The organism is Cupriavidus sp. FW305-3-2-15-C-LB2 (genome assembly GCF_058787575.1).
On record NZ_JBYSZW010000005.1, the window covers coordinates 17996 to 32978 of the forward strand.

Sequence of the window (14983 nt, forward strand, 5' to 3'; positions counted from 1 at the left end):
CTCTAGCCCAGGGCGGATGACTTCGATGCCCTCGGTCTGGCGTGGGCCATCACTTGCCCGTCCACACCGGCTTGCGCTTCTCGGCGAATGCGGCGGCACCCTCGCGGGCATCGGCCGAGGTGAACACCGGCGCCAGCAGCGGGCGCTGGCGCTCGAACATCTCCTCGGCGCTCCAGTCGGCGGACTCGGCCACGATCTGCTTGCTGACCGCAACCGCCAGCGGGCCGTTGGCGCCGATCTCTTCGGCCAGGGCCAGCGCGCCTGCCAGGGCCTGGCCTGGTTCGGTCAGGCGGTTGATCAGGCCATAGGCGTGGGCCTGCTCGGCGCCCAGCATATTGCCGGTCAGCGCGTATTCCATCGCGATGTGGTACGGCACCCGGCGCGGCAGGCGCATCAGGCCGCCGGCGCCGGCCACCAGCCCGCGCTTGACTTCAGGCAGGCCGAACCTGGCCGCCTTCGACGACACGATCAGGTCGCACGCCAGCGCCAGCTCGAAGCCGCCGGCCAGCGCATAGCCTTCGACGGCGGCGATCAGCACCTTGCGCGGCGGCTTCTCGGTCAGCCCGCCAAAGCCGCGGCCAGGCAGGCTGGGACGCTTGCCTTCCAGGAAGCCCTTCAGGTCCATGCCCGAGCAGAAGGTGCCGCCCGCGCCGGTCAGGATGGCCACGCTCAGGTCGTCGCGGCTTTCCAGCTGGTCGATGGCGGCGGCCAGCGCGGTCGCGGTCTCGAAGTCCATGGCGTTTTTCGCCTGGGGCCGGTTCATGGTGATCAGCAGCGTATTGCCGCGGGTTTCCAGTTGCAGCGTGTCGCTCATGCGGGATTCCTTGTCAGAAGTCGGTATCGGTGCAGCGCGCGGCTCAGCGCGGTGCCATGCGGATGGCGCCGTCCAGGCGGATGGTTTCGCCGTTGAGCATGGGGTTCTCCAGGATGTGCAGCGCGGTGGACGCGTATTCATCCGGTGCGCCCAGGCGGGGCGGGTGCGGCACCATGGCGCCGAGCGAGGCGCGCACGTTCTCCGGCAGCTTGGCCAGCAGCGGGGTGTCGAACAGTCCCGGGGCGATGGTGCAGACGCGGATCGCGCGCTGTGCCAGGTCGCGCGCGGCCACCAGGGTCATGCCGACGATGCCGGCCTTGGCCGAGGCATAGGGAATCTGGCCGATCTGGCCTTCGTAGGCGGCCACCGACGCGGTCAGCACGCACGCGCCGCGCTCGCCGTCGATCAGTTCGTTCTTGGCCATGCGCGCGGCCCCCAGGCGCAGCGCGTTGAAGGTGCCGATCAGGTTGATGCGCACGATCGACTCGTACTTTTCCAGCGAACCCGGCGAGCCGTCCTTCTCGACCACGCGCACCGGGCCGCCCAGGCCGGCGCAATGGATCAGCGCGCGCAGCGGGGCAATGGCTTCGGCGGCGTCGTAGACGGCGTTCATCTGGTCGGTGTCGGTCACGTCGGCCTTGAGGAAGCGGACCTTGCCGCTGAACTCGTCGACCGCGGCATTGCCGCGCTCTTCCGACAGGTCGGCGATCACGACGTCGACGCCCCGTTCCACCAGGCGCCGCACGCAGGCCAGGCCCAGGCCGGAAGCGCCGCCGGTCACGACGGCGGACATATTGGTCAGTTTCATGCTGTGTCTCCTTGACTGGATGTCTGGTTCAGGCGCCGCTTACAGGCGCTCGATGATGGTGGCGTTGGCCATGCCGCCGGCCTCGCACATCGACTGCAGGCCATAGCGCTGGCCGCTGTCTTCCAGTGCATGCAGCATGGTGGTCATCAGCCGCACGCCGGAGGCGCCCAGCGGATGGCCCAGCGCAATGGCGCCGCCGCGCGGGTTCAGGCGTGCCGGGTCGGCGCCGAGCGCGCGCTGCCAGGCCAGCGGCACGCAGGCAAAGGCTTCGTTGATCTCGTAGTGGTCGATCTGGTCCAGCTTCAGGCCGCTCTTCTTGATCGCGCGCTGGCTGGCGGGGATCGGGGCGGTCAGCATCATGACCGGATCGTCGCCGCACACGTCGAACGCCACGAAGCGAGCGCGCGGCTTCAGGCCCAGGCGCTGCGCCATGGATTCGCTCATCAGCAGCATGGCGCAGGCGCCGTCACTGATCTGCGAGGCATTGCCCGCGGTCACGTTCCAGCCGATCTGCGGGAAGCGCGCGCTGAGTTCGTCATTGCGGAACGAGGCCTGCAGCGTGCCCAGCTTCTCCACCGAGGTGCCCGGGCGGATGGTTTCATCCTGCTCGACCAGCCCGTTGGGCGTGCTGATGCCCAGGATCTCGCGGCGGAAGGCACCGCTTTCGCGCGCGGTGGCGGCCAGCTCGTGCGAGCGGGCCGAATAGCTGTCCATGTCGTGGCGCGACAGTTCGTACTTGGCGGCCACCAGCTCGGCCGCAACACCCTGTGACACCAGACCCGGCGCATAGCGCGCTTCCATCGACGGGCCGTACGGGTTCTGGCCAATGCGGGCCGAGCCCATCGGCACACGGCTCATCGACTCGATGCCGCAGGCGATGACGATGTCATAGGCGCCGGCCATGATGCCCTGCGCGGCGAAATGCACCGCCTGCTGGCTGGAGCCGCACTTGCGGTCGATGGTGGTGGCCGGCACGTGATCAGGAAAGCCTGCCGCCAGCCACGCCACCCGGCCCGGGCCGGCGGACTGCTCGCCCGCCTGGGTCACGCAGCCGGTGATGACGTCGTCGACCAAACCCGGGTCCAGCTTGTTGCGCTCGACCAGGCCCTTGATGACCTGGGCCAGCAACTCGGTGGCATGGAGTTCGGTAAAGGCCGAGCCTGGCTTGGAGCGGCCCATCGGGCTGCGGATGGCGTCGACGATGACGGCTTGTTGCATGCGGTGTCTCCTGAAAAGGCTGAACGTTGCGAGTCGTGGCTGGGATATTGAGACGTCTGTACCGAAATGTGATCGTCCAATAGGATGAATTGGGATTCTGGCTTCGGAAAATCGTCGTGTAAACCCAAATAACCCGGTTTGACTTTGGAAAAAACGAAGGGCAACATCCGGGTTTTGAGACGCACGTATCAAAAAACCTTGAATCAAGGCAATAACATGACGAATGCACCACACGCCTCCCTGACCCCGCCGCCCGCCGATGCCGACGGCGAGGCGCGCCTTGTCAGCGCGCTGGCGCGGGGCATTTCGATCCTCAACTGCTTTTCCCCGACGGTGCAGGAGCTCAGCAGTCGCGAACTGATGGAGCGCACCGGCCTGGCCAAGCCGACCCTGTTCCGGCTGCTCGACACCCTGTGCGAACTGGGCCTGCTGCACTATTCGGAGCGCTTGTCGCGCTACGTGCCCGGGGTCGGGCTGATCAACCTGGCCGCACCCGCGCTGGCACGCATGACGATCCGCCAGCTGGCGCGGCCGGCCATGCAGGAGCTGGCGGACCACATCGCCGGGCAGGTGGAGCTGATCGTCGGCAGCGGCAATGCGCTGACCTACGTCGAAATCGCCCAGGGCGTGGGCAGTCATGTGTTCCGGCCCGAGGTCGGCACGCGCGTGTCGGTCTCGCGCACGGGTTCCGGACGCGGCTACCTGATGCTGTTGACCGAGGCCGAGCGCGAGGCGTATCTCGCCCAGCTCCGCGCCGCCGATCCCCAGCGCGCCGACTGGCTGCAGGAACGCCTGGCCGATGCCGCCCGCGACCTGCAAGACCACGGCTTCTGCCGCGGCCACCGCGACCTGCACCGCGAGGTCGAATCGGTTGCCGTGCCGATGCGCACCCGCCGCGACGGCGAGGCGTGGATCTTTGCCGCCTCGGTGCCGGTATTCAGCCAGCAGAGCAAGCAGATGGAGGAAGACATCGGCCCGCGCCTGGTGAGCCTGGTGCGCAATGTAGAGGGAGCGCTGGGCGTGGCAGGCTGAGCGGCACAGCAGTCCGCCTGACGCTCAGCTGGTCAGTTGCCTGTGAACACCGGCGTGCGCTTGTCCAGGAACGCCTGCACTGCCTCACGGTGGTCGGCGGTCTGGTGCGACAGCGCCTGGAAGCCGGCGGACAGTTCCAGCAGCGTATCCAGGCGGGTATGCATGGCCTCGCGCATCAGGCGCTTGGCCAGGCGCACCGCGTGCGGCGGGTTGGCGGCGATGCGGCCGGCCAGCTCATAGGCCGTGGGCAGCAGCGCCTCGGGCGCGACCACGCGCGACACCAGGTTCCATTCCAGCGCCAGCCTGGCATCGATCGGCTGGCCGGTGAAGGTCATCTCCGCCGCCCGGGACAGGCCGATCACGCGCGGCAGCAGCCATGCGCCGCCGTCGCCGGGGATGATGCCGAGCTTGACAAAGGACTCGGCAAACTGCGCCCGCTCCGAGGCAATGCGCATGTCGCACATGCACGCCAGGTCCAGCCCCGCGCCCATGGCCGCGCCATTGACCGCGGCGATGACCGGCACTTCCAGGTTGAACAGCGCCAGCGGCAGCCGCTGGATGCCGCAGCGGTAGTCCTGACGGATTTCCATGCCCGGCACTGCGCCGGAGGCCTGGCGTTCCATGTCCTTGATATTGCCGCCAGACGAGAACGCCGTGCCCGCGCCGGTAATGACCACCGCGCGCACGCTGCGGTCGCCGTGGATGCGGTCGATCGCGGCCAGGAACTCCGCCACGGCGGTATTGCCGGTCAGCGGGTTGCGGCGCTCGGGCTCGTTCATCGTCAGGGTGACGATATGGTCCTGCTGCTCGTAGAGAAGGAAGTTGCTCATGGTGGTGTCTCCGGATGCGGCGATGCGGGCTGGTTGCCTGCCTTGGCGCCAAGGCTAAGCCACCGGCGCCCGCACCGTCCAATATTCATTTCTTCATCAGCAATATCCTGCACATATCGCTGGGCAGGCCCGGGACGCCAGCCATCTTGCGCCGGCGGCGCGACTTTCTGCGGGTAATCCCTGTACCCATAATCGAATCGCTCACCGATTATCTATAGGCCCCGGCCACCGCCCGGCATCGCGCAGTTCCGTAATCCTGCAGTCCCGAATTCCAACAAGAATGCCCTACAGGAGACGATATGAGCCATGCGTTGACGCAGGCGACGGACCCCGTTGCCCCCGATGTTGCAATGCACCCCCACCGCACCATGAGGCGCGCCACAGGCTTCCTGGCAGCGGCCCTGGCGCTGGTGATGCAGGTCTTGCCCGCCGGCGCCGCGGCGCCGCGCAATGCGGCCGCCAAGGTTGACGGCGCCTTTATCAGTGCCAACGCCAGCACCGCCCGCGACTGGCCCAGCCACGGCCTGGACTATGCCGAGACCCGCTTCAGCCGGCTCAGGCAGATCGATGCCGCCAACGTGCGCGACCTGGGGCTGGTGTGGACCTACAACCTGGAGTCGACCCGCGGCGTGGAGGCAACCCCGCTGGTGGTGGACGGCGTGATGTACGTCACCGCGTCATGGAGCGTGGTGCATGCGGTCGATGCGCGCACCGGCAAGCGGCTCTGGACCTTCGATCCCAAGGTGGACCGCTCGCTCGGCTATCGCGGCTGCTGCGACGTGGTCAACCGCGGCGTGGCGCTGTACCAGGGCAAGGTGTTCGTGGCCGCCTACGATGGCCGGCTGATCGCGCTGGATGCCGCCAGCGGCCGCAAGCTGTGGGAGAAAGACACCATCATCGACCGCAAGTACTCGTACACCATCACCGGCGCGCCGCGCGTGTTCAAGGGCAAGGTCATCATCGGCAACGGCGGCGCCGAATATGGCGTGCGCGGCTACATCACCGCCTATGACGCCGGCACCGGCGAGCAGAAGTGGCGCTGGTTCACGGTGCCGGGCGACCCCTCCAAGCCGTTCGAGGATGAGTCGATGGCTGCGGCGGCCAAGACCTGGGACCCCAGCGGCAAATACTGGGAGGCGGGCGGCGGCGGCACGGCCTGGGACACGCTGGCCTTCGACCCCGAGCTGAACCTGATGTACGTGGGCACCGGCAACGGCGCGCCATGGTCGCGCAGCAAGCGCAGCCCGGCCGGCGGCGACAACCTCTACCTGGCATCGATCGTCGCGCTCGATCCCGACACCGGCAAATACGTCTGGCACTACCAGGAGACCCCGGGCGACAACTGGGACTACACCTCGACCCAGCCGATGATCCTGGCCGACCTGAAGCTCGATGGCCAGATGCGCAAGGTCATCCTGCACGCGCCCAAGAACGGCTTCTTCTTCGTCATCGACCGCACCAACGGCAAGTTCATCTCGGCAAAGAACTTTGTCGACGTGAACTGGGCCACCGGCTATGACGCCAATGGCCGCCCCATCGAGCGGCCCGAGGCGCGCGCCACCGACAAGCCTTATGACTCGGTCCCCGGTCCGTACGGCGCGCACAACTGGCATCCGATGTCGTTCAACCCGCAGACCGGGCTGGTCTACCTGCCGGCGCAGAACGTGCCGATCAACCTGATGGACGACAAGGCCTGGAACTTCAATGAAGGCAAACCCGGCACGCCGCATGGCAACGTGGGCTGGAACACCGCCAAATTCCTGAACGCCGAGCCGCCCAAGGGCAAGCCCTTCGGCCGGCTGATTGCGTGGGACCCGGTGCAGCAGAAGGCCGCGTGGACGCAGGAACATGTGTCGCCGTGGAACGGCGGCACGCTGACCACGGCCGGCAACCTGGTGTTCCAGGGCACCGCCGACGGCCGCTTTGTCGCCTATGACGCGCGCAGCGGCGACAAGCTGTGGGAGTCGCCCACCGGCACCGGCGTGGTGGCGGCGCCGGTCAGCTTCGAGTTGAACGGCAAGCAGTATGTGTCGGTGGCAGTGGGTTGGGGCGGGGTCTACGGGCAGGCCCAGCGCGCCACCAACCGGCAGGGGCCGGGCACGGTCTACACCTTCGCCCTCGGTGGCAAGGCACCGCTGCCGGCCTTTGCCGAGTACCGCACCGCCAAGCTGCTGCAGGGCGTGAAATATGACCCGGCGCAGGTCAAGGCGGGCACCGGCCTGTACGTCAGCAACTGCGTCCTGTGCCACGGCGTTCCCGGCGTGGACCGCGGCGGCAATATCCCCAACCTGGGCTATATCGATGCCGCCTATATCGAGAACCTGGACAAGGTGGTCTTCAATGGGCCGGCGATGGCGCGCGGCATGCCTGACTTCACCGGCAAGCTGACGCCGGACGATGTCGAGAAGATCAAGGCCTTCATCCAGGGGACCGCTGACGCGGTGCGGCCCAAGCCCTGAGGGCAGGGCCGGGCCTCAGTCCTCGGCCTGGAAGCCGGTCGCCTCCACGATCGGCTTCCAGGCGGCGCGTTCCAGCTGGATGCGGCGGCGGCCTTCGTGGCCGGGGCGCGCCACCACTTCCAGGCCCAGCGCTTCCAGCTTGGCCGCGGTGGCGGCGTTGGCCGAGGCCGCGAGGAACATCTTTTCCACTTGCGCCACCACGTCAGGCTGGGTGCCTGCCGGGACGAACACGCCGTACCAGCTGGTGGCGTGGTCGTACTGGCTGAAGCCCTGTTCCTTCATGGTGGGCACTTCGGGCAGCGCCTTGGTGCGGCGCGTGCCGCTCACGCCAAGGAAGCGCAGCTTGCCGCCCTTGTACAGCGGCATCATGCTGGCCACGGCATCCCAGCCGATCGACACATTGCCGCTGACCACATCCACCAGCATCGGCGATGCGCCGCGATACGCCGCGGGCGTGATGGCGATGCCTTCGGCCTTGCCCAGCGCCACCGTGCCGAGGTGGCCGGCGCTGCCGATGGTGGCCAGGCCCAGGCTGGCGCCGCCCGGGTTGCGCCTGGCCCAGCTCACGTATTCCTTCATGTTCTGGTAAGGCTGCTGCACGCCGGTCGCGACCGCGGTCGGCACATCGGTCAGTACCGCTGCGGGCACCAGGTCCTTGTCGGCGTCGTAAGACAGCTTCTTGTAGGTCAGCGGAAAGATCGTGAACAGGGGCGAGGGGCCGATGAACACGGTCTTGCCATCGGGCCTGGCGCGCTTCACGTAGTCGAGCGCCAGGCGCGCCGACGCGCCGGGGCGGTTTTCGACCACCACCGTGCCGTGGCCGTCCTGGCGCAGCTGCTCGGCATACAGGCGGGCAAGGCTGTCGGCGGCGCCGCCGGGGGCGTAGCCGACGATGATATGCATCGGCTCGGCATCGGCCGCGCTAGCCGGAGCGGTCATGGCGAAGGTGGCGGCAGCGACGGCGGTCATGGCCAGCAGCCGGCGCGTCAATCGGACTTGATCAGTCATGGCAGTCAGGGAACGATGTTGAGAGAGTGTCAGGGCAGGGTGGGCCACTGGCCCGTGAGGTCATGGACCGATTCGTACAAGGCCGCCACACGCAGCAGCTGCGCGTCGCCGCGGAACTGCCCGACCAGCTGCAGCCCGATCGGCAGCCCGTCGCCACCAAAGCCGCAGGGCAGGCTGATGGCCGGATGCCCAGTCATATTGAACGGCATGGTCCACGGGAACCAGTTCGCGCGCACATCGGGATAGTCCTGGCCGTCGATTTCGATCTGGCCGAACAGGTCTTGCTCCAGCGGCAGCGCGGTGCGTGTGATGGTGGGCATGGCGAGCAGGTCGGCGCGTCCCAGCAGCGCCTGCACGCGCAGGAACAGTTGCGAGCGCTCGAACATCGCCTGCTGGTATTCCACTGCGGTGAATGCGGCGGCGGATTCCACCTGGCGCACGAAGGTCGGGCTCAGCGCCTCGCGGTGCTGGGCCACGATCGGCGCAAAGCGCGTGCGCCATACAGTGTGGTTGATGGCACGCCAGACGGGCTCGACGTCGAACCCCTCGCCGCCGAACGGCTCCAGTTCGGCGCCCAGTGCGCGCAGCTTGTCCAGGCTGGCCTCGAACGCGCGCGCCACGTCCGCCGACACCGGACGGCCCGGCGGCGCCAGGCAGTACAGGATGCACCGGCCACGCAGGTCGCCCTGCGGCTGCGCTGCGGCCACGTAGTCGGCGGCGGGCACTCCGATCGACCACGGGTCGCACGGGTGTTCGCCGGCCATGGCCTGCAGCATCAGGCCGGTGTCGGCCACCGTGCGCGTGGTCGGCGTCACGTAGGTCTGGTTGCCGAACAGGTCCTGCGCCTGGCTGTGCGGAATCACCCCCTGGCTCTGCTTGATGCCCACCACGCCATTGCAGGCGGCAGGAATGCGCGTGGAGCCGCCGCCATCGGTCGCCACCGCCAGCGGCGCCATGCCGCTGGCCACTGCCACCGCGGCGCCGCCGCTGGAGCCGCCACTGGTGCGCTCGGCGTGCCAGGCATTGCGGGTGCGCCCGAACAGCGGCGAATCGGTCAGGCTTTTGGAGCCGAATTCCGGCGTGGTGGTCTTGCCGACCAGGACCGCGCCTTGCGCGCGCAACCGCGCCACCGCCACGGCGTCTTCGGCCGGCACGTTGTCGCGCATCGGCACGGCGCCAAAGGTCGTGCGCACGCCGCGCGTGTTGACGATGTCCTTGGCGGTAAACGGAATGCCGTGCAGCGGAGGCAGCGGCCGGCCGGACATCACTTCCGCTTCCGCCGCGCGCGCCGCGGCCATGGCCTCGTCCGCGCACAGCGTGATAAAGCAGTTCAGCACCGGCTGCAGCCGCTCGGCGCGCGCCAGCACCGCAGCGGTCAGTTCCACCGGCGAGATTTCCTTGCGCCGGATGCGCTGCTGCAGTTCGGCGGCGCTGGCAAGACAAAGCGCTTCGCTCATTGGACGGGCGTCTCCTGAAGATGGCCGCGCGTGCCGGTATCGGCGCGCGCAGGCGTGATGGCGATACGCTGGCATCTTACAACCGGCCCGCGCACGCGGGGACTATCGCCGCCAAGTGCCGTCGGCGAGGAAGCGTTCGGCCAGCTACGCGTTGCCGTTCAGGGGCGCGCCGGCGATGACAGGTAGGCCTGCAGGCCGTCTGCCGGCAAGGCGCGTGAAAACAGCCACCCCTGGCCGAACTGCGCGCCGCGCTCTCGCAGGAAGCGCGCCTGCTCTTCATGCTCGATGCCCTCGGCCACGACCTCGAATCCCAGCGCCTCCGCCATGGCGATGATGTGCGGCGCCACCGAGCTGGAAGCCGCCTCGCGGCCGATGGTACTACGCGGCGGCGCTGCTGCGCAGCACGCGCCGTCGCCGCGCGTATTCAGATTCCTTTTGCAAGGCGATGAATTTTTTCGTGCGCCGCGCAATAAGGCACGCATGACTTGCGCAATGCCGGCAGAATCCGGAAAGTAGGGGGAACGACTGCCCGCACAGAGGACCTGGCCCATGACCACCGCCCCATTTGCAAGACCCACACCATCGGCCCGGCTTGCCGCCCGGCACACGCCGGCCGTGATCCCGGGCAACGGCTAGGGGGGCGCATGGCGCTGGTGCTGCTGATCGCGCTGCCTCTGCTGGCCGCGGCGCTGACGTGGTTGATCGGCATGCGCGCCGCGCGCATGCTGGCGCCTGTCATCATCGGCTTGCCGCTGGCCGCGCTGGTGCTGCTGCTGAGCCTGCGCGGCGCGGTCTTCGAGCAGCCGGGGCATGCGCTGGGCTGGCGCGTGGCGTGGCTGCCGCAGCTCGGGCTGGACCTGTCGCTGCGGCTGGACGGCCTGTCGTACCTGTTTGCGCTGCTGGTGCTCGGCGTGGGCCTGCTGGTGATCCTGTACGCGCGCTACTACCTCGCGCGCAATGAATCCGCGGTGCGCTTCTTCTGCCTGCTGCTGCTGTTCATGGCGGCCATGCTGGGCGTGGTGCTGGCAGGCAACCTGCTGCTGCTGGTGGTGTTCTGGGAGCTGACCAGCATCCTGTCGTTCCTCCTGATCGGCTTCTGGTCATGGCGCACCGATGCGCGCCAGGGCGCGCGCATGGCGCTGGCGGTCACGGGCGGCGGCGGGCTGGCGCTGCTGGCCGGGGTGCTGCTGCTGGGCCATATCTGCGGCAGCTTCGAGCTGTCCGTGGTGCTGGCGCAGGCCGGCAAGGTGCAGCACCACCCGCTCTACCTGCCGATGCTGGTGCTGGTCCTGCTGGCAGTCTTCACCAAGTCAGCGCAGTTCCCGTTCAGCTTCTGGCTGCCGCATGCCATGGCCGCGCCCACGCCGGTCTCGGCCTACCTGCACTCGGCCACCATGGTCAAGGCCGGCGTGTTCCTGCTGGCGCGGCTCTATCCGGTGCTGGACGGCACCAACAGCTGGTTCTACCTGGTCAGCATGACCGGGCTGGCCACGCTCATCGTGGGCGCCGGCCTGGCGCTGCTGCAGCGGGACCTGAAAGGGCTGCTGGCTTATTCCACCATCAGCCACCTGGGCCTGATCACGCTGCTGTTCGGGCTCGATACCCAGCTCAGCACGGTGGCGGCCATCTTCCATATCATCAACCACGCCGTGTTCAAGGCGTCGCTGTTCATGGCGGCCGGCATCATCGACCATGAGACCGGCACGCGCGACCTCGACCGCCTGCACGGGCTGGCGCGCTACATGCCGCACACCGCAGTGCTGGCCATCGTGGCATCGCTGTCGATGGCGGGGGTGCCGTTGTTCAACGGCTTCCTCAGCAAGGAAATGTTCTTCGGCGAGACCCTGGCGCAGGGCCTGCTGGGCGACTTCAACTGGGTGATCCCGACCGCGGCGACGCTGGCGGGGGCGCTGACGATGGCCTATTCGCTGCGCTTTATCTACGGCGTGTTCTTCGGCGCCCGGCAGCCCGACGTGCCCAACTACCCGCCGCACGAGCCGCCGCGCTTCATGAAGGTGCCGGTGGAGTTCCTGGTGGTGATCTGCCTGGTGGTCGGGCTGGTGCCGGCCTATACCGTGGGCGACCTGCTGGCGGCGGCTTCGCTTGCCACGCTGCGCGCGCCCCTGCCAGAGTACAGCCTGAACCTGTGGCACGGGGTCAATTTGCCGCTGCTGATGAGCCTGGTGTCGATGGCCGGCGGCGCGGCGCTGTTCTTCCTGCGCCGCGACGCGCTGCGGCGCCTGCAGCAGGCAATCGACCACCTGAGCGCGCGCCAGTCGTTCGAGCGTGGCATGCATGCGCTGGAACGCTTTGCCGCTGCCATCACGCGCTGGCTCGAGAACGGCTCGCTGCAGACCTATGTCGCCTGGATGCTGCTGGCGCTGCTGGCCGTGCCGGCATACTTCCTGGCCGACCTGGAATGGCTCGGCGGCAGCGTGCCGGCGGGCGCCATTGACCTGATCGGGGCTGCCACGCTGGCGCTGCTCGGGCTGTGCGCGGTGGGCGTGGTGGTGACGCACCGCCAGCGGCTGCTCGCGCTGGTGCTGCTGGGCGGCTGCGGGTTGATGGTGTCGATGGCGTTCCTGCGGTTCTCCGCGCCGGACCTGGCGCTGACGCAGATCTCGGTTGAGGTGGTGACGATCCTGCTGCTGGTGCTGGCGCTGTTCTACCTGCCGCGCGAGACGCCGGAGCGCGCCGGGGCTGCGCGCCGCGGGCGGGATGCGGTGCTGGCGCTCGGCGGTGGCACCTTGCTGGCAGTGGCGGCTTACGCCGTGATGACGCGGCCGTATGACCCGGTGTCTGCCTTCTACATCGACCAGTCCGTGCCCGGCGGCGGCGGGCACAACGTGGTCAACGTGCTGCTGGTGGATTTCCGGGGCTTCGACACCATGGGCGAGATCTGCGTGCTGCTGATTGCAGGGCTGGCGGTGCAGGCGCTGCTCAAGGGCATGCGGCTGGACACGCCGTCGGCAGCGCCCGATGGCCTGCCGTGGAGCAGCCAGGCGCATCCGCTGCTGCTGGCCATGCTGGCGCGGCTGATGCTGCCGCTGACGCTGCTGGTGGCGGTCTTTATCCTGCTGCGCGGGCACAACCTGCCGGGCGGCGGCTTTGTCGCGGCGCTGATCACATCGGTGGCGCTGCTGCTGCAGTACGTTGCCAGCGGCGTGCGCTGGACCGAAGCGCGCATTGCGCCGGACTATCGCGCCATTGCCGGCGGCGGCATTCTGCTGGCGGGTCTGACCGGACTGGGCAGCCTGGCCTTCGGCTATCCGTTCCTGACCACCGCCTTCGGGCATTTCCACATACCGGGCATCGGCGAGGTGGAACTGGCCACGGCGATGATCTTCGACCTGGGAGTCTTCTGCACCGTGACGGGAACCACGCTGGTGATCGTATCGCACCTGGGCGTGCGCAACCTTCCGCCGGCACAGGCCGCGGAGGACGCCTGATGGCCGCGCTCTACGCCATCACCATCGGCATCCTTGCCGCGGGCGGCATCTACCTGCTGCTGCGCGAGCGCGTCTTCACCGTGGTGCTGGGGCTGACGCTGCTGTCGTATGCGGTCAGCCTGTTCCTGCTGGGCATGGGGCGCCTGTCGATCGGGCGGCCGCCGGTGATCGTGGCGGGCGCCAGCTATGCCGATCCGCTGCCCCAGGCGCTGGTGCTGACCGCCATCGTGATCGCGTTCGGCATGACGGCGTTCGCGGTAGTGCTGGCGCTGCGCTCGCTGGGGCTTACCGGCAGCGACCATGTCGACGCCGCCGGCCAGCCCGAGGAGCGCGCCGCCGATGGCGGCAAGCAGGATCCGCGGCCATGAACCACGCCGTGCTGCTGCCCATCCTGATCCCCATGTTTGCCGGTGCGCTGCTGACCGCGATGCCGGCCCAGCAGCTGCACGCGCAGCGCATCGTCTGCGCCGCGGCCACGCTGTTGCTGGCGCCAGTGGCAGTGCACCTGCTGCGCCAGGCCACTACCGGCGAGATCGTGGTCTACGCGATGGGCAACTGGTCGGCCCCGTTCGGCATCGTGCTGCAGCTGGACCGCACCGGTGCGATGATGCTGGCCCTGACCGTGGTGCTGGCCGTCGCCGCGCTGGCGGCGGCGGGAGAGGGCACGGCCCGGCAGGGCCGGCATTTCCATGCGCTGTTCCAGTTCCAGCTGATGGGCCTGAACGGCGCCTTCCTGGCGGGCGACCTGTTCAACCTGTTCGTCTTCTTCGAGATCCTGCTGATCGCGTCCTATGCCCTGCTGGTGCATGGGGCAGGGCGGGCGCGCATCGGCGCCGGGCTGCACTATGTGATCCTGAACCTGGTGGCGTCGTCATTCTTCCTGGTGGCCGTTGGCGTGCTGTACGGGCTGTCGGGCACGCTGAACATGGCGCACCTGGGCCTGCGCCTGGCCGGCTTGCCGGCCCAGGATCTGCCGCTTGCGGTGGCCGCCGGCGCCATGCTGATGCTGGTCTTTGCGCTGAAGGCGGCGCTGTTCCCGCTGTATTTCTGGCTGCCGCGCGCCTACGCCAGCGCCACCGGCCCGGTCGCGGCGCTGTTTGCCATCATGACCAAGGTCGGCATCTACGCGATGCTGCGTTGCGATGCGCTGATCTTCGGCGGCCCGCAAGGGCTGCTGGGGCCGTTCCTGCATGACTGGGTGTTCTTGCTGGCGCTGATCACGCTCGCGGTCGGCGCGCTGGGCGCCGTCGCCGCCGGCACGCTGCGCGCGATGACCAGCTACCTGGTGGTGGCATCGGTCGGGTTGCTGGCCGCCTGCGTATCGATGCAGACGCAAGCCGGCTGGGCCGCGGCGATGTTCTACCTGCTCAGCACCACGCTGTGCACTCCCGCGCTGTTCCTGCTGGCCGACGCGCTGGAGCCGGAGCCTGGGCGCGAGGACGGGGCCCCGGTCAGTGCCTCGCGGCTGGCCGGGCTGCTGTACCTGGTGGGCGTGGTGGCAGCGGTGGGGCTGCCGCCGCTGTCGGGCTTCCTCGGCAAGGCCATGGTGCTGCGCGCGACCCCGCCGCCGTGGGTGCCGGCGCTGTGGTCCGCGGTGCTGGTGTCGGGCCTGCTGCTGCTGGTTGCCGTGTCCCGCACCGGCACGCGGCTGCTGTGGCGGCTGCCGCATGAGGCCGAGCACGTGCCGGAAGGGAATGAGTACTTAGACGAAGACCATCCCGGCGCGGCACGCGTGCGCGTGCGGCCCGATGCGCGCAAGCTGGCCTGCTGCGCACTGCTGCTGGCGGGCAATATCGCGCTGACGGCATGCGCGCGGCCGGTCAGCGACTATGTGGCCGACGCGGCGGCGCAGTTGCTGGACCGCGCCGCCTATCTCCGGGCAGTGCTGCCCGGGCAGCCGGGGTAAGC

Annotated in this window: 12 protein-coding genes; 5 read left to right on the plus strand and 7 right to left on the minus strand. The window is 68.7% G+C overall.

Going from position 1 to position 14983, the window contains the following annotated elements; all coding sequences use genetic code 11:
* Positions 1-49: 49 nt before the first annotated feature.
* The 3 genes from AC3WRR_RS05760 to AC3WRR_RS05770 are packed head-to-tail and all read right to left on the minus strand — an operon-like array spanning position 50 to position 2840.
* Positions 50-814, minus strand: coding sequence for a crotonase/enoyl-CoA hydratase family protein (locus AC3WRR_RS05760; RefSeq protein ID WP_058698771.1), 765 nt, complete (start codon positions 812-814; stop codon positions 50-52).
* Between the two features lie 43 nt (positions 815-857).
* Entirely contained in the window at positions 858-1622 is a 765-nt protein-coding gene (locus tag AC3WRR_RS05765; protein WP_010812090.1) for an SDR family NAD(P)-dependent oxidoreductase, read from the minus strand.
* A 39-nt stretch (positions 1623-1661) separates the two neighbouring features.
* Positions 1662-2840 (minus strand): thiolase family protein, encoded by a 1179-nt coding sequence (locus AC3WRR_RS05770; RefSeq protein ID WP_492296408.1) that lies wholly within the window; start codon positions 2838-2840, stop codon positions 1662-1664.
* A 216-nt stretch (positions 2841-3056) separates the two neighbouring features.
* Between AC3WRR_RS05770 and AC3WRR_RS05775 the strand changes: the two genes are divergently transcribed.
* Positions 3057-3872, plus strand: coding sequence for an IclR family transcriptional regulator (locus AC3WRR_RS05775; protein ID WP_010812088.1), 816 nt, complete (start codon positions 3057-3059; stop codon positions 3870-3872).
* A 32-nt stretch (positions 3873-3904) separates the two neighbouring features.
* Here AC3WRR_RS05775 and AC3WRR_RS05780 read toward each other — a convergent pair whose 3' ends face one another.
* Entirely contained in the window at positions 3905-4702 is a 798-nt protein-coding gene (locus tag AC3WRR_RS05780; RefSeq protein WP_058698769.1) for a crotonase/enoyl-CoA hydratase family protein, read from the minus strand.
* 299 nt (positions 4703-5001) lie between these two features.
* Between AC3WRR_RS05780 and AC3WRR_RS05785 the strand changes: the two genes are divergently transcribed.
* Positions 5002-7161 (plus strand): PQQ-dependent dehydrogenase, methanol/ethanol family, encoded by a 2160-nt coding sequence (locus AC3WRR_RS05785; protein ID WP_439669002.1) that lies wholly within the window; start codon positions 5002-5004, stop codon positions 7159-7161.
* Positions 7162-7176: 15 nt separating this feature from the next.
* Here the strand turns inward: AC3WRR_RS05785 and AC3WRR_RS05790 are convergent, their stop codons facing one another.
* From AC3WRR_RS05790 to AC3WRR_RS05800, 3 genes are all read right to left on the minus strand, one after another.
* Entirely contained in the window at positions 7177-8130 is a 954-nt protein-coding gene (locus AC3WRR_RS05790) for a Bug family tripartite tricarboxylate transporter substrate binding protein (protein ID WP_492296494.1), read from the minus strand.
* Between the two features lie 68 nt (positions 8131-8198).
* Positions 8199-9626 (minus strand): amidase, encoded by a 1428-nt coding sequence (locus tag AC3WRR_RS05795; protein ID WP_492296409.1) that lies wholly within the window; start codon positions 9624-9626, stop codon positions 8199-8201.
* Positions 9627-9784: 158 nt separating this feature from the next.
* Positions 9785-9973: an EAL domain-containing protein gene (locus AC3WRR_RS05800; RefSeq protein ID WP_010812083.1), complete on the minus strand. Its 189-nt coding sequence runs from the start codon at positions 9971-9973 to the stop codon at positions 9785-9787.
* 297 nt (positions 9974-10270) lie between these two features.
* On the opposite strand from AC3WRR_RS05800, the gene AC3WRR_RS05805 reads away from it, so the two are divergent.
* The 3 genes from AC3WRR_RS05805 to AC3WRR_RS05815 are packed head-to-tail and all read left to right on the plus strand — an operon-like array spanning position 10271 to position 14981.
* A complete protein-coding gene (locus tag AC3WRR_RS05805) occupies positions 10271-13075 on the plus strand; it encodes a monovalent cation/H+ antiporter subunit A (RefSeq protein WP_492296410.1) in 2805 nt (934 codons plus the stop codon).
* A complete protein-coding gene (locus tag AC3WRR_RS05810; RefSeq protein ID WP_058698765.1) occupies positions 13075-13443 on the plus strand; it encodes a Na+/H+ antiporter subunit C in 369 nt (122 codons plus the stop codon). The genes AC3WRR_RS05805 and AC3WRR_RS05810 overlap by 1 nt, the downstream gene beginning before the upstream one ends.
* The gene (locus AC3WRR_RS05815; RefSeq protein WP_439668999.1) at positions 13440-14981 is read left to right on the plus strand and encodes a monovalent cation/H+ antiporter subunit D; all 1542 of its coding nucleotides are present in this window, start codon (positions 13440-13442) and stop codon (positions 14979-14981) included. The genes AC3WRR_RS05810 and AC3WRR_RS05815 overlap by 4 nt, the downstream gene beginning before the upstream one ends.
* Positions 14982-14983 lie beyond the last annotated feature (2 nt).

Coding starts and splice junctions, on each gene's coding strand:
- AC3WRR_RS05760 (WP_058698771.1), bottom strand. CDS start 814: ATGAGCGACACGCTGCAACTGGAAACCCGCGGCAATACGCTGCTGATC.
- AC3WRR_RS05765 (WP_010812090.1), bottom strand. CDS start 1,622: ATGAAACTGACCAATATGTCCGCCGTCGTGACCGGCGGCGCTTCCGGC.
- AC3WRR_RS05770 (WP_492296408.1), bottom strand. CDS start 2,840: ATGCAACAAGCCGTCATCGTCGACGCCATCCGCAGCCCGATGGGCCGC.
- AC3WRR_RS05775 (WP_010812088.1), top strand. CDS start 3,057: ATGACGAATGCACCACACGCCTCCCTGACCCCGCCGCCCGCCGATGCC.
- AC3WRR_RS05780 (WP_058698769.1), bottom strand. CDS start 4,702: ATGAGCAACTTCCTTCTCTACGAGCAGCAGGACCATATCGTCACCCTG.
- AC3WRR_RS05785 (WP_439669002.1), top strand. CDS start 5,002: ATGAGCCATGCGTTGACGCAGGCGACGGACCCCGTTGCCCCCGATGTT.
- AC3WRR_RS05790 (WP_492296494.1), bottom strand. CDS start 8,130: ATGACCGCCGTCGCTGCCGCCACCTTCGCCATGACCGCTCCGGCTAGC.
- AC3WRR_RS05795 (WP_492296409.1), bottom strand. CDS start 9,626: ATGAGCGAAGCGCTTTGTCTTGCCAGCGCCGCCGAACTGCAGCAGCGC.
- AC3WRR_RS05805 (WP_492296410.1), top strand. CDS start 10,271: ATGGCGCTGGTGCTGCTGATCGCGCTGCCTCTGCTGGCCGCGGCGCTG.
- AC3WRR_RS05810 (WP_058698765.1), top strand. CDS start 13,075: ATGGCCGCGCTCTACGCCATCACCATCGGCATCCTTGCCGCGGGCGGC.
- AC3WRR_RS05815 (WP_439668999.1), top strand. CDS start 13,440: ATGAACCACGCCGTGCTGCTGCCCATCCTGATCCCCATGTTTGCCGGT.